General features: G+C 62.1%; 14 protein-coding genes. 4 read left to right on the top strand and 10 right to left on the bottom strand.

Features of this window, described 5'->3' with window-relative positions; translation table 11 throughout:
- Position 1: 1 nt before the first annotated feature.
- From selD to xseA, 10 genes are read right to left on the bottom strand one after another with little or no spacing between them, the layout of a single operon-like run.
- Positions 2 to 1,048 carry a selenide, water dikinase SelD gene (selD, locus tag K3767_RS08575; RefSeq protein ID WP_221173174.1) on the bottom strand — a complete coding sequence of 349 codons (1,047 nt, stop codon included), beginning with the start codon at positions 1,046 to 1,048 and terminating at the stop codon, positions 2 to 4.
- The gene (locus K3767_RS08570) at positions 1,035 to 1,523 is read right to left on the bottom strand and encodes a molybdenum cofactor biosynthesis protein B (protein ID WP_221173173.1); all 489 of its coding nucleotides are present in this window, start codon (positions 1,521 to 1,523) and stop codon (positions 1,035 to 1,037) included. The genes selD and K3767_RS08570 overlap by 14 nt, the downstream gene beginning before the upstream one ends.
- Positions 1,520 to 3,520, bottom strand: coding sequence for a translation factor GTPase family protein (locus K3767_RS08565; protein ID WP_221173172.1), 2,001 nt, complete (start codon positions 3,518 to 3,520; stop codon positions 1,520 to 1,522). The genes K3767_RS08570 and K3767_RS08565 overlap by 4 nt, the downstream gene beginning before the upstream one ends.
- A gap of 55 nt (positions 3,521 to 3,575) precedes the next feature.
- On the bottom strand, positions 3,576 to 5,441 hold the full coding sequence (dxs, locus tag K3767_RS08560; protein ID WP_221173171.1) for a 1-deoxy-D-xylulose-5-phosphate synthase: 1,866 nt from the start codon (positions 5,439 to 5,441) through the stop codon (positions 3,576 to 3,578).
- A 5-nt stretch (positions 5,442 to 5,446) separates the two neighbouring features.
- On the bottom strand, positions 5,447 to 6,346 hold the full coding sequence (locus tag K3767_RS08555; RefSeq protein ID WP_221173170.1) for a polyprenyl synthetase family protein: 900 nt from the start codon (positions 6,344 to 6,346) through the stop codon (positions 5,447 to 5,449).
- Complete coding sequence (gene xseB / locus K3767_RS08550; RefSeq protein ID WP_221173169.1) at positions 6,343 to 6,579, bottom strand: exodeoxyribonuclease VII small subunit; 237 nt, start codon at positions 6,577 to 6,579, stop codon at positions 6,343 to 6,345. The genes K3767_RS08555 and xseB overlap by 4 nt, the downstream gene beginning before the upstream one ends.
- Positions 6,563 to 6,928, bottom strand: coding sequence for a DUF6516 family protein (locus K3767_RS08545; protein WP_221173168.1), 366 nt, complete (start codon positions 6,926 to 6,928; stop codon positions 6,563 to 6,565). Before K3767_RS08545 ends, xseB begins: the two co-directional genes overlap by 17 nt.
- On the bottom strand, positions 6,913 to 7,227 hold the full coding sequence (locus tag K3767_RS08540) for a hypothetical protein (protein WP_221173167.1): 315 nt from the start codon (positions 7,225 to 7,227) through the stop codon (positions 6,913 to 6,915). Before K3767_RS08540 ends, K3767_RS08545 begins: the two co-directional genes overlap by 16 nt.
- Positions 7,224 to 8,060 carry a M23 family metallopeptidase gene (locus K3767_RS08535; protein ID WP_221173166.1) on the bottom strand — a complete coding sequence of 279 codons (837 nt, stop codon included), beginning with the start codon at positions 8,058 to 8,060 and terminating at the stop codon, positions 7,224 to 7,226. The genes K3767_RS08540 and K3767_RS08535 overlap by 4 nt, the downstream gene beginning before the upstream one ends.
- The gene (gene xseA / locus K3767_RS08530; RefSeq protein ID WP_221173165.1) at positions 8,057 to 9,292 is read right to left on the bottom strand and encodes an exodeoxyribonuclease VII large subunit; all 1,236 of its coding nucleotides are present in this window, start codon (positions 9,290 to 9,292) and stop codon (positions 8,057 to 8,059) included. Before xseA ends, K3767_RS08535 begins: the two co-directional genes overlap by 4 nt.
- Positions 9,293 to 9,363: 71 nt before the next feature.
- On the opposite strand from xseA, the gene dnaJ reads away from it, so the two are divergent.
- From dnaJ to K3767_RS08510, 4 genes are read left to right on the top strand one after another with little or no spacing between them, the layout of a single operon-like run.
- Entirely contained in the window at positions 9,364 to 10,428 is a 1,065-nt protein-coding gene (gene dnaJ / locus K3767_RS08525; RefSeq protein ID WP_221173164.1) for a molecular chaperone DnaJ, read from the top strand.
- An 11-nt stretch (positions 10,429 to 10,439) separates the two neighbouring features.
- The gene (nrdR, locus tag K3767_RS08520) at positions 10,440 to 10,982 is read left to right on the top strand and encodes a transcriptional regulator NrdR (protein WP_221173163.1); all 543 of its coding nucleotides are present in this window, start codon (positions 10,440 to 10,442) and stop codon (positions 10,980 to 10,982) included.
- Positions 10,960 to 11,700 carry an orotidine-5'-phosphate decarboxylase gene (gene pyrF / locus K3767_RS08515; RefSeq protein WP_255592366.1) on the top strand — a complete coding sequence of 247 codons (741 nt, stop codon included), beginning with the start codon at positions 10,960 to 10,962 and terminating at the stop codon, positions 11,698 to 11,700. The genes nrdR and pyrF overlap by 23 nt, the downstream gene beginning before the upstream one ends.
- Positions 11,697 to 12,782, top strand: coding sequence for a DUF763 domain-containing protein (locus K3767_RS08510; protein WP_221173162.1), 1,086 nt, complete (start codon positions 11,697 to 11,699; stop codon positions 12,780 to 12,782). The genes pyrF and K3767_RS08510 overlap by 4 nt, the downstream gene beginning before the upstream one ends.
- Positions 12,783 to 12,889 lie beyond the last annotated feature (107 nt).

The raw sequence follows: 12,889 nt of genomic DNA, 5'->3' as shown, positions 1-12,889 counted from the left end.
TTTAAGGGAGCACTTCGAGGGCCGGGGGGCCCTCCTTAACCTCTCCGACGAGAGCGGCCTCTACGACTCCTTTCTCGAGAAGTCTGCGGTGCAGAAGTTCGGCCTTTTCCGGGGGCACGGATAGAAGGAGTCCCCCTGAGGTCTGGGCGTCGTAGAGCACCGCCAGTCGCAGGGGATCCACGCCGGGAAACACCCGGACCTTCTTTTCACAGAAGCTCTGGTTGGCCAGGTCTCCCTCGGGGGACATGCCCATCTTCAGATATTCCATGGTCCGCGGAAGTATGGGGATCCTGGAGAGGCGGAAACTCAGCGTTGCCCCGCTGGCCTCGGCCATCTCCAGGGCGTGGCCCAGGAGGCCGAAACCGGTTATGTCCGTGGCGGCGTTAACCCCCACCTCCATCATGGCCTCGGCGGCGGCCCGATTGAGGGTGACCATGGTCTCTATCAGGTGTTCGTAGGCCGGATCCTCCGGGGAGAGAAGCCCGCCCTTGAGTGCGGTGGTGAGGATGCCGGTGCCCAGGGGCTTGGTGAGGATGAGTCTGTCCCCGGGACGGGCCCCGGAGTTGGAGACGAATCTTTTCGGGGAAACCGTCCCGATCACGCACAGTCCGTACTTTATCTCCGGATCGTCCACGCTGTGGCCTCCCCCCAGGGCCGCTCCGGCCTCGGCCACCTTGTCGGCTCCGCCCTGGAGGATGCGGCGCAGGATCGCACGATCCAGCCCCTTTTTTGGAAACCCCACGATGTTGAGCGCCAGGACGGGACGGGCCCCCATGGCGTAGAGGTCGGAAAGGGCGTTGGCCGCGGCGATCTGCCCGAAGAGATAGGGATCGTCCACCACCGGGGTGAAGAAGTCCACGCTGACCGCCAGGGCCAGGTTTTCGTTCATCCGGTAAACCGCGGCGTCGGCCCCGTGTTCTATTCCCAGGAGAAGTTCCGGGACACGGGGGAGCCTAAGGGAAGCCAGGATCTCCGCCAGCTCCGCCGGCGGAAGCTTCGCCGCTCAGCCCGCCGCCTTGACCATCCGGGTGAGCTTAACCTCGTCCACACTCCGCCTCCGACCCCTTGATCTTTTCCAGGGCGTGTCTTAGCACCGGTTCCAGCACCTCCCAGGCCTCCTCCACGGCCCGGGGGCTTCCGGGGAGGTTTACGATGAGCGTGCGTTTGCGTATCCCCGCCATCCCCCGGGAAAGCATGGCGTAGGGGGTGTGCGCCAGTCCCTTAAGACGCAGGGCCTCGGCGATCCCCGGCACCTCTCTTTCCACCGCGGCCCGCGTGGCCTCGGGGGTGACATCCCGGGGGGAAAGCCCCGTGCCCCCGGTGGTGAGGATCAGATCCAGCCCCTCCCGCTCGGACCAGTCGATAAGAACGGTCAGGATCTCCTCGTATTCGTCCGGGACCACCCGATACCGGGAAACGGTAAACCCCGCCGCGGCGAGGAGCTCCGTGAGGCGTCTTCCCGAAAGGTCCTCCCGCTCTCCCCGGGCGCTACGGTCGCTTACGGTCAGCACTCCGGCCTTCATGAGCTACGGCTCGCCTGCGCCTCCTCGATGATCCTCTGGGCTATGGCCGGGGGAACCTCCTCGTAGTGGGATCTGCGCATGCGAAAGGTGCCCCGGCCTCCGGTAAGACTATTCAAATCCAGGGCATAACGCAAGAGTTCGGCCAGGGGAGCCTGGGCCCGGATCCTCTGGTGCGAGCCCAGGCTCTCTATACCCAGTACCCGTCCCCGACGGGCGTTGAGGTCCCCGATTACATCCCCCAGGCTTTCCTCCGGCACCTCGATCTCCAGTTCCATTACGGGCTCGAGCAGCACGGGCTGACACTGCTCCAGGGCCTTCCTGAAGCAGTGAAAGGCGGCGATCTTGAAGGCCATGTCCGAGGAGTCCACCTCGTGGGACTTGCCGTCGTAAAACTGGACCTTTACATCCACCACGGGGTAGCCGGCAAGCGGTCCCCGCTCCATGGCCTCCCGCACTCCCTTCTCCACCGCCGGAACGAAATTGCGGGGCACATTCATCCCGGTTAGGGTCTCCACGAATTCGAAACCCTCTCCCCGGGGAAGGGGAAAGACATGAAAGTGGACCTCGGCGAACTGGCCCCGTCCGCCGGTCTGTTTCTTGTGCCGGTAGATAACGCCCTGAGCCGGTTTCTTGATGGTTTCCCGATAGGGAATCCTGGGTAGATCCAGGCGGGCCTTCACCCCGTAGCGCTCGCGAAGTTTTTCCACGGACTTTTCCAGGTGGATCTGTCCCAGTCCGGAGATGAGGAGCTCCCGCGTCTCCTCGTCCCTGGAGATGACCAGGGAGGGATCCTCTTCTTTCAGTTTGGCCAGCGCCGGCCCGATCTTGTCCTCGTCGGTCCGGGTTTCGGGGTGGAGGGCATAGGTGAGCACCGGAGCGGGTATTTCCGGCGGAGGGAGTAGGGCCGTGTCCTTATCCGCCCGCAGCGTGTCTCCGGTGCGGGCTTCGGCAAGCTTGGGAAACACCACCAGGGCTCCGGGTTCGGCCCGCGCGATCTCCCGGAGTTCCTCCCCCTGAGCCACGGCGAGATGGGCGTACTTTTCCGGCTTCCGGCGGGAAGCGTTGAAAAGCTCCCCCTCCGCGGAAAGCGTTCCGGAGAGCACCCGGGCCAGGGAGAGTTTCCCGGCGTAGGGGTCCACCCGGGTCTTGTAAACTATGACCGTGGCCGGGGCCCCGGCGGAGGGCTCCGCTTCGCGAACCCCCTCAGGCCCCTCGAGAATGCGGGGCCCGCGTTCCTCGGGAGAGGGCCCCAGCTCGTGTACGGCGTCGAGCAGACGGGCCACCCCTACCAGACGGGCCACCGAACCCACGCACACCGGAGCGATCTTGCCCGAGAGCACGCCCTTTTTGAGGCCGCGCATGATCTCTTCCGGCTCCAGGTGTTCCTCCTCAAGGTACTTTTCGAGAAGTTCGTCCTCCCCCTCGGCGGCGAACTCCACCATGTTTTTGCGCAGCCCCTCGGCAAGAGCCACCAGATCCTCAGGAAGTTTCTCCACCCGGACCTCGTGGCCTTCCGGAATGTAGACCTTGAGCTTGAGGAGGTCGATTATGCCCCTCAGACGGTGTTCCTCCCCCAGGGGATAGGCCACCGGAACCGGGCATATTTCCAGTTTTTCCTGGAGTTCACACAGGGTGTCCTCCAGACGGGCCTTTTCCTGGTCCAGTTTGTTCACGAAGACCAGGACCGGAAGCCCCTCCTCCCGAGCGGCCCGGTAGGCCTTTTCCAGCTGGACCTTGACCGGGGAGGTGGCATCCACCACCAGCACCGCCAGATCCGCGGCCCAGGTGGCGAACCGGGTATCCGCAAGGAAGTTGTCGTCCCCCGGGGTGTCCAGAAAGTAATAGGGAATTTTCCGCCACCGCAGGTGATAGGGACGGACCGAAAGGGTGGGACCCTCCCGGGGAGGTTTAAAGGACTCTCCGGCCAGGGTAAGCATCGCCTTGGCCAGTGCGGTCTTCCCGGCCCCGCTTTGCCCCAGAAGGACGAAAGTGCACATGCCCCCCTCCTTGCACCCCGTTTTAAGAAAGGCTAGCCCAGAAGGGGAAGTCCTGTCAAGAAAGCCAGCCGAGAATTTGCCGGGCGATTTTTTCCCCGGTAAGGCCGTACTTTTCCCGCAGAATTTGCGGGGAACCGTGCTCGATGAACCGGTCGGGAAGGCCGATGCGTTTTAGGTTAGTCTTTATCCCCCGGTCGGCCAGGCACTCGGCCACCGCCGAGCCGAAGCCTCCGGCCAGAACATTCTCCTCCACGGTGACCACTCGCCTGATCCGTGCGGCAAGGTCGCTGATGAGTTCTTCGTCCAGGGGTTTTACGAACCGGGCGTTCACCACCGCCGCGGAGATCCCCTCCCGGTCCAATTTTTCCGCGGCCTTCAGGGCCGGATGGACCATATTGCCTACGGCCAGGATGAGGAGGTCCGTTCCCTCCCTTAAAAGCTCGGCCTTTCCCCGGGGAATTTCCCGGAATTCGTCGTCCAGAGGAACCCCCGCCCCGGAGCCCCGGGGGTATCTTACGGCCACCGGCCCCGGAAGGGAAAGGGCGGTGTAGAGCATGTGCTGGAGTTCGTTTTCGTCCTTGGGGGCCATTACGGTCATGTTGGGGATTAGGCGCAGGTAGGAGAGGTCGAACTGGCCCTGATGAGTGGGTCCGTCCTCCCCCACGATTCCTCCCCGATCTATGGCGAAGATCACATGGAGATTGGGGAGGGCCACATCGTGGATGATCTGATCAAAGGCCCTCTGGAGGAAGGTGGAGTAGATGGCGCAGACCGGAATGAGTCCCTCCAGGGCCAGCCCCGCGGCGAAGGTCACCGCGTGCTGTTCGCAGATCCCTACATCGAAAAACCTTTCCGGAAAGCGTTCCCCGAAAGCCTTGAGCCCGGTTCCGGTGGGCATGGCCGCGGTGATGGCCACCAGGCGCGGTTCTGCTTCCCCGAGGCGCAGCATGGTGCGGCTGAAGACCTCGGTGTAGGAGGGAGGCCCGGAACTTTTCCTGAGCCGGCCGGTCTTCGGATCGAAGGGGCCCACTCCGTGGAAGGTCTCCGGGTCGGTTTCCGCGGGGAGATACCCCTTTCCCTTTTTGGTTAGCACATGCACGAGAAGGGGGCCGCGCATCTCCCGGATGTTCTCAAAGAGCTTGATGAGTCCGGCCAGATCGTGTCCGTCCACCGGCCCCACATACTCGAAACCCAGGGCCTCAAAGAGCATTCCCGGGGTGAGCGCGCTCTTGAGGAGCCCCTCGCTCTTGCGGAGCATGTGCAGGAAGTGTTCCCCCCCGGGAAGCCTCTCCATGATCCCCTCGATGTCCTTTTTGATCCGGCGGGCCAGCCGCCCGGTCATCTTCCGGGACAGATAGGAGGAGAGCGCCCCCACATTGGGGGAGATGGACATCTCGTTGTCGTTCAGAATCACGACGAGATCTTCCCGGAGGTGCCCGGCGTTGTTCAACCCCTCAAAGGCGAGCCCCGCGGTCATGGAGCCGTCCCCTATGACCACGAGCACCCGGCCCTCCTTACCCGCAAGACGGATCCCGGTGGCCAGCCCCAGCCCGGCGGAGATGGAGGTGCTGCTGTGGCCGGTCTCCACGATGTCGTGAGGGCTTTCGGAGCGCCTGGGGTAACCGGCGATCCCTCCATACTGGCGGAGGGTGTGGAACCGATCCCTGCGGCCGGTGATCAGTTTGTGGGCGTAGCACTGGTGGCCCACATCCCAGACGATGCGATCCCGCGGGGACTCAAACACATAGTGCAGGGCCAGGGTGAGCTCCACCACCCCTAGGTTGGGGGCGAGATGTCCCCCGTTTCGGGCCACCGTCTCCACGATGACTTCCCGCAACTCCGAGGCGAGCTTCTTCAGCTCCGTGAGGGAGAGTTCCTTCAGGTCCTTCGGACTGTTGATTCGGGGAAGAATGCGGCTCATGAGATTTAATTTTTACGGGAAAGGACATACCGGGCAAGGGCCCTCAGGGGGTCGGCCCCTTCGTCGAGGACGGAAAGGGCCGCTACGGCCCGCTCCACCAGCTCCTCAGCTCGCCTCCGGGCTGCTGAAAGACCCACCAGGGCCGGATAGGTGGCCTTGCCCCGGCGCTCGTCCGATCCCACGGGTTTGCCCAGTTCCCTTTCGTCACCGGTGACATCCAGGATGTCGTCCACGATCTGAAAGGCCAGCCCCAGGGCCTCCCCGTACCTTTGAAGGGCCCGGAGGGCTTCCTCGTTTCCCCCGGCCAGTATCCCCCCGGAGACCACCGAGGCCGCGATCAGGGCCGCGGTCTTATGCCGGTGAATGTAGGCCAGTTCCTCCTCGGAAACCCTGCGATTCTCGGCCAGGAGGTCGGCCATCTGGCCCACCACCATTCCGTGAATACCCGCGGCCCGGGCCACTAGGTGGATGGCCCGCAGCAACCGTTCCGGAGAGGTGCGGGCCAGAAGATCCGGATGGGTGAAGAGTTCGAAGGCCAGGGCCTGAAGACCGTCTCCGGCCAGAATGGCCGTGGCCTCGTCAAAGGCCCGGTGGCAGGTGGGAATTCCCCGGCGCAAATCGTCGTCGTCCATGGCCGGAAGGTCATCGTGGATGAGGGAATAGGTGTGGAGGCACTCCAGCCCGCAGGCGAAAAGGAGGAAATCCTCTCCCCGGCCTCCGCAGGCCTCGGCCCCGAGGAGACACAGGATGGGCCGGAGGCGTTTGCCTCCGGCAAAAAGACTGTACCGCATGGCGGAAATCACCCTCCCCCCCGGTTCCTCTCTCTCCGGAAGGATTTCGGAGAGTTTCCGGTCTATCAGACTGCGTTTCCGGGAGAGAAGTTCCTTCAGGGCCTCAGGACTCATGAACGATTTCTCCTTAGAGCCTCCTCCAGACTGATCGTCTCAAATCCTTCCTCGCTCTCCACCAGGACCTCCACCCGCTCCCTCATCTCCCGGAGGCTCCTCTCGCAAGCCCTTACCAGCCGCACCCCCTCCTCGTAAAGCGCCAGCGCCTCCTCCAGGGGAAGGTCCGGGGACTCCAGTTTTCTTACGATCTCCTCCAGTTGCCGGAGGCGTTCCTCAAGTCTCTGCGCCATTTTTTAAATTTGAAATTCTTTTGTATATAAAATTGAAAATTTCTGGGAGGTATATTTCTTTGGATTCTTGAATTTCGCCTCCCAAGTGTTTGTGATGTGGAAAAGTTTTTAAGTAAGAATGATGTGGAGAATTGTCCCATCTTATAATCATTTGTCCTTTTTTATTTTGCCAATGAAAAGCATATTTTCTTCGTCCATCTGTAAAAATATACTCTTTTATATATAAAACTGAGTCATCGATAAATTTTATTTCTGCAATTAATTTTTGAGCAGTGCCAAATTTGACATAATCTTTAATTTTATATTCTTTGATTATGCTTTCAAATTGCTTTACTAATTTGTAAAACATTCTTTCAATTCTTGTAGTTTTTTGCTCCAGTAATTGTACCCCTCCAGAGCAAATTCCCAGGCCATAAGATCTTCATAAACTTCAAAATCTTCCGGCTGTGATTCATATTCTTGCTTTAATTCTTCGAAATTTTTTTGATATTTTTTTTCAAAAAAACTGATTTCTTCTTTAAATTTTGAAATTCTGCTCAAAATTTCTGTGAAGAGATAGTCTTCTATAATTTCCTGTAAATTTCCGATATTTAAAGCTGCAAGTATTGGCTTTAGTTTCTCTTCTAATTCCATTACTCTCGCGCTCACCTCTTCTCCTCCCCGGTGAGGTATTGAATGAGCTTAACAAACGAGACCGGATCCACCTTTACCCCGGAAAGGTAGAGACCGAAGTGAAGGTGAGGGCCGGTGGCCCGACCGCTTGCCCCGGAAAGGCCTATGACTTCTCCCCTTCTCACCGCCTCTCCCCTTCTCACCAGAATACGGGAAAGGTGCGCGTAATAAGTATACACCCCGCAGCCGTGATCCAGAATGACCACCCGTCCCGGGAGGTAGAATTCCCCGGTGAGGACCACCCGGCCCTCCTGAGCGGACCGTACCGGGGTGCCCGCGGGCACGGCGAAGTCCACTCCTCCGTGAGGGCTGCGGGGTTCGCCGTTCAGGATCCGGCGCAGTCCGAAGGGGCTGCTCACCCGGCCCCGCACGGGAAGCTCGAAGGGTTCCTTCCATCGGCAGATCCCGCCCCGGTTGACCGCAAGCGTCCCGCGGAGGAGGGCCAGCTCCCGGCGTACCCGGGCCAGGATCTCCGGCGGAAAGGTCACCATGCGTCGGGGGAGGGTCAGGCGTTCCACCGGGTAGGTTTTGGGGAGGATACGCAGGGTCAGGCGGCGACTCCGGCGCCCTTCGATTTCGAGGGTAAAGGTTCCGGGTCGGGCCGAAAGCGGAACCGCCACCGGAAAGTAGGGTCTTCCGGCCAGAATCACCCGGAAAAACTCGTGCCCCAGAAAACGGGCCCGGGTTTCTCCGGCCCGGGCCGGGACGAGAAGGGCCTCTCCGGGATAGCCCTTCAGGGCGTCTGCCGGCGTCCTTACCGTCAGCAAAAGGAGGATCGAGATCAGGAGCCCTCCGGCCCGGCCTCTCACGGTTCCACCTCCTCCGTCCTGGCGAGGATCCGACCCCTGGAAAGAATGATTTCGAGTCTTTCCCCGGGGCTAACCTCTTCCGCCCGGCGCACGATCCTCCGGTCCGCAACCCTGCGCACCAGGCCGTAGCCTCTTCCCAGCACCGCAAGCGGGGAGACCGCCTCCAGGTGCCGCGCCAGGGAGGAAAGTTCGGTCTCCCTGGTGGCTACTAGGTGGAGAAGGCTCCGGGTAAGCCGCCGGGAAAGCTCCCGGAGATGTCGGCTCCGTTCGGCCAGCACCCGTCCCGGGTCCCGAAGGCGTCCGCGCAGGTGGTGAAGCTCCCTTTCGGTGTGAGCGAGGCGCCGGAGGATGGTCTCGGTGAGTTTCCGGTATCTTCGCCGGATCTCCTCGATCAGCCTTTCCCTTTCCGGAAAGACGAGGGCCGCAGCGGCGGTGGGGGTGGGGGCCCGGTGGTCGGCCACGAAGTCACAGATGGTGTAATCCACCTCGTGTCCCACCGCGGAGACCACCGGAAGTCTCGAACGGTAGACGGCCTCGGCCACGATGCGTTCGTTAAAGGCCCAGAGATCCTCCAGGGAACCACCTCCCCGGGTCACCACGATGAGATCCAGGTCGGGGATTTCGTTTAAACGGTGGATGGCCGCGGCGATCTCCTCGGCCGCCCCCTCCCCCTGGACCCGAACCGGATGGACGAGGATCTGGGCCGGCCAGCGGGAAAGGGCCACCCGGAGGAAGTCGTGAAGCGCCGCCCCGGAAAGGGAGGTTACCACCCCTACCCTCTCCGGAAAGGAGGGGAGCGGACGCTTGCGCTCCGGGTCAAAATATCCCAAACGACGGAGTTCTTCCTTGAGGGCCTCAAAGGCCGCCTGGAGAACCCCCGCCCCGAGGGGTTCCACCCTCCTGGCGATGAGACGATATTCCCCCCGGGGAGGATAGACGGAGATCCTTCCGAAACAAAGCACTCGCAGGCCCTCCCGCAGGGGAAAGGGAATTTCCCGGGCCTGATCCCGAAAGAGCACCACCCTGAGAAGGGCCCTTCCGTCCCTCAGGGAGAAGAACACATGCCCGGAATCGTGCTTTTTGAGCTGGGAGATCTCGCCCTCCACCCAAACCAGGAGAAAGTGTCGCTCCAGAAGTTCGTTTATGCGGGCGGTGAGCTCGCTTACGGTGAAGACGAGCCTTCGGCCTGTCTCCGCGCTCTCCCGAATCCCGGGGCTGGAAAATTCGATCACGCGATTTATCTTCCCTGTTGGAGTACCGGAAAAATTATACCCCATTTTACCGGAAAAGGGCGTGAGCGATCATGGTTAAAAAGGATCTTTACGAGATCCTGGGGGTGAGCCCGGACGCCAGCGAGGAGGAGATTAAGAGGGCCTATCGTCGTCTGGCCCGCAAGTATCATCCCGACCTCAATCCCGGGGATAAGGAAGCCGCCGAGCGTTTCAAGGAGATCAACGAGGCCTACGAGATCCTTTCCGATCCCCAGAAACGGGCCGAGTACGACCGTCTCCGCGAGGCGGCCCGGGCCTATCGTTTCACCACTCCCGGGGGAGAATCCGCGTACGATTTCGGGCTCTTCATGGAGCGTTTCGATCCCTTCGGGAGTTTTGCCGACCTCTTTGCCGATCTTTTCGGCTACGAGCGGGAGGAGGCCCCGGAAGCCGGGGCGGATGTGCTTTATCGGGTGGAGGTGGATCTGGCCGATCTGGTTTCCGGCAAACCCCTCACCTTTGAGATCCCTTTTGAGGAGCCCTGTCCCTCCTGTCACGGTCAGGGCCACGACCTTTCCGCGGCGGAGAGGTGTTCGGTCTGTGGCGGTCGCGGCCGTCGGGAGATGCGCCGGGGGCCGGTGCGCATCATCGAGGTGTGTCCCTCCTGCGGCGGTTTCGGTCGTCGTTATACCCGCCCCTGCAGGGAGTGTCGGGGACGGGGCACGGTGGTGCGCCGGGAGAGGGTCTCGGTTACCCTCCCCCCGGGGGCCGACGACGGCACCCGCATCCGTATTCCGGGAAAGGGCCGCCCCGGCAAGCGCGGAGGTCCTCCAGGGGATCTCTATCTGGAGATCCGGGTGCGGCCGGATGCGCGTTTTGAAAGAAGAGGGTATGATCTTTACCTGAAACATCCGGTGGACCTGTTTACGGCGGTGCTGGGTGGCGAGGTGATCGTGCCCACCCTTACGGGCAGGGTGAAGCTTCGGATTCCCCCCGGGACGCAGAGCGGTCAGAAGTTTCGCCTGCGCGGCCAGGGACTCTACCGGCCGGACGGCTCCCGGGGTGATCTCTATGTGGAGGTGCAGATCACCGTCCCCACCCGGCTGAGCCCCGAGGCCCGGAAGAAGTTCGAGGAACTGCGGGCCCTGATGAGCTAGGGAGTCGGAGCTTGCGCTGTCCCTCCTGCCAGAAAGAGGACACCAAGGTGGTGGATTCCCGCACCACGGGCGAGGGTTTCGTGGTGCGCCGTCGGCGGAAGTGTCCGAATTGCGGTTTTCGTTTTACCACCTACGAGCGCCTGGAGCTTTCCCTGCCCCGGGTGATCAAGAAGGACGGCCGTCGGGAACCCTTTTCCCGCGAGAAGGTGCTCGCCGGGATCCGTAAGGCCTGCCACAAGCGCCCGGTAAGCGAGGAGACCATCGAGAACTTCGTGAGCGCTCTGGAACGGGAACTCTTTGAAAGCGGCGAGAGGGAGGTCCCCTCAAGCTACATCGGGGAGCGGGTCATGGATAAGCTCCGGGAATGGGACGAGGTGGCCTATGTGCGGTTCGCCTCGGTTTACCGGGAATTCCAGGATGTAAACGAATTCGTGGAACAGGTGGCCCAGCTGATAAAGAGAAAGCGTCGGGGTGGAGGGGAGGACGGGGTCGAGGACGAGGTGGATCAGATCATAAAGCGGAGGCGTCGGCGTGGACGCAAGGGTGGTAAGTAGGCTCGTCTTTCCGCTGGATGTGCCGGATCTTTCCGAGGCCCGGCGCTGGGTGAGGAGGCTCAAGGGCCTGGTGGGCGTTTTCAAGGTAGGGCTGGAGCTGTTCGTGGCCGAGGGGCCCGCGGCGGTGGAGATGGTCCGGGAAGAGGCCGGGGCGGAGGTGTTTCTGGATCTCAAGCTGAACGACATACCGGCCACGGTGGCGGCGGCGGTGCGCTCGGCCTCCCGGCTGGGGGCGGACATGCTCACCGTGCACATGCTGGCGGGGCGGTGGGCGGTAAGGGAAGCGGCCCGGGCCGCCGAGGGAGGGCTCAGGATTTTCGCCGTCACCATCCTCACCTCCCTCTCCCGGGCCGATCTCATGGAGGTGGGCTATTCCCCCGAGCTCTCCCGGGACATAGGAGAGGCGGCTCTGCGTCTGGCCGGCCTGGCCTACCGCTGCGGGGTCCACGGGGTGGTCTGTTCGGCCAAGGAGGTGGCCCGCGTCAAGGAGGCCTATCCCCACCTTCTTACCGTGGTGCCCGGGGTGCGTCCGGACTGGCTCGACGAACACCTCGCCGACGACCAGAAGCGCATCGCCTCTCCACGGGAGGCCATTTCCGCCGGGGCCGATTACCTGGTGGTGGGCCGTCCCATCCGGGAATCCCCGGATCCCCGGGGCGTGGCCGAGCGTATCCTTTCCGAGATGGCCGAGGCCTTTGCCGAAAGGTACGGGGGATGAGACGCACCGGAGTGGCCGAACTCCCTCTTCACGGGGGAAGGGCTCCCCGCTGGCTTTTTCAGCGGATGGTGCGTTTGAGCCGGGCCCTGGTGCTGGTCATTCTCGAGGAGTTCGGGCGCAACGAGCTCCTGCGGCGGCTCTCGGATCCCTTCTGGTTCCAGGCCTTCGGATGCGTGCTCGGGTTCGACTGGCACTCCTCCGGTCTCACCACCACGGTGTGCGGTGCCCTAAAGGAGGCCCTGAAGCCCCTGGCCCGGGAAACGGGGGTTTTCGTCTGCGGGGGAAAGGCCCGGGCCAGCCTGCGCACCCCTCAGGAGATCCTTTCCTGGGCCGAAAGGGTTGGGCTTCCGGAAAGCTTCAGGGAATTCCCCGAGATCTCCCGCCTCACCGCCAAGGTGGACAACACCGCTCTTCAGGACGGATACCAGCTCTACCACCACACCTTCGTTTTCACCGTGGACGGAGAGTGGGCCGTGATACAACAGGGACTTAACGAGAGCACCTCCTACGCCCGGCGTTATCACTGGTTTTCGGGAAGTCTCCGGGATCCGGTGGAGGAACCCCACACGGGGATCGCCTCGTTGCGGCGGGAGCAGGTGGTCCTCGACCTCACTGCCCGGAGGAGCCGCCCGGTGCGGGAGGCCCTGTGCGAGATGCTCCGGGAGCCCCCGGAAAAGATCCTGGCCGAAATCAAGAGGGCGGTCTCCCTGACCCTCCCCGGCCGACACGATCTCCGGGAGTCCGATCTTCACCCCCGGGGTCTGGAAAAGGTCCTGCTTGCCGCTTACGAAAGGCCTCCGCGGGACTTCCGCGAGCTTCTGGCCATCCGGGGGCTCGGTCCCCGGAGCCTCCGGGCCCTCACCCTGGTGTCCGAGCTCCTCTACGATGTGGAGGCCTCCCGGGAGGATCCGGCCCGCTACGCCTTCGCCCACGGAGGCAAAGACGGCCATCCCTTTCCCGTGGACCGAAGGGTCTACGACGAAACGGTGGCCTTTCTGGAGGAAACCCTCCGGCGGACCCGGGTGGGCGACCGGGACCGCCTTTCCGCCTTCCGCCGCCTCTCAAACCTTTTTAAACTTTAGCAAGTGTAATTTTCCAAAAAAAATAGAATTTTTTCAAATAGTTGGACAAAAATTCGATTTTTTGGAAATTACTGTCTTTTAGCTCCCTTGACAGACTCCCGGCTTTT

Origin of the sequence: Thermosulfurimonas sp. F29 (assembly GCF_019688735.1) — a bacterium.
In the GTDB taxonomy this organism is placed as follows: Bacteria; Desulfobacterota; Thermodesulfobacteria; order Thermodesulfobacteriales; family Thermodesulfobacteriaceae; genus Thermosulfurimonas_A.
This window is presented reverse-complemented; position numbering and strand designations above follow the sequence as displayed.

Bases quoted from the DNA above. Each gene is read 5' to 3' on its own strand.
- K3767_RS08570 (WP_221173173.1), bottom strand. From the start codon at position 1,523: ATGAAGGCCGGAGTGCTGACCGTAAGCGACCGTAGCGCCCGGGGAGAG.
- K3767_RS08565 (WP_221173172.1), bottom strand. From the start codon at position 3,520: ATGTGCACTTTCGTCCTTCTGGGGCAAAGCGGGGCCGGGAAGACCGCA.
- dxs (WP_221173171.1), bottom strand. From the start codon at position 5,441: ATGAGCCGCATTCTTCCCCGAATCAACAGTCCGAAGGACCTGAAGGAA.
- K3767_RS08555 (WP_221173170.1), bottom strand. From the start codon at position 6,346: ATGAGTCCTGAGGCCCTGAAGGAACTTCTCTCCCGGAAACGCAGTCTG.
- xseB (WP_221173169.1), bottom strand. From the start codon at position 6,579: ATGGCGCAGAGACTTGAGGAACGCCTCCGGCAACTGGAGGAGATCGTA.
- K3767_RS08545 (WP_221173168.1), bottom strand. From the start codon at position 6,928: ATGTTTTACAAATTAGTAAAGCAATTTGAAAGCATAATCAAAGAATAT.
- dnaJ (WP_221173164.1), top strand. From the start codon at position 9,364: ATGGTTAAAAAGGATCTTTACGAGATCCTGGGGGTGAGCCCGGACGCC.
- K3767_RS08510 (WP_221173162.1), top strand. From the start codon at position 11,697: ATGAGACGCACCGGAGTGGCCGAACTCCCTCTTCACGGGGGAAGGGCT.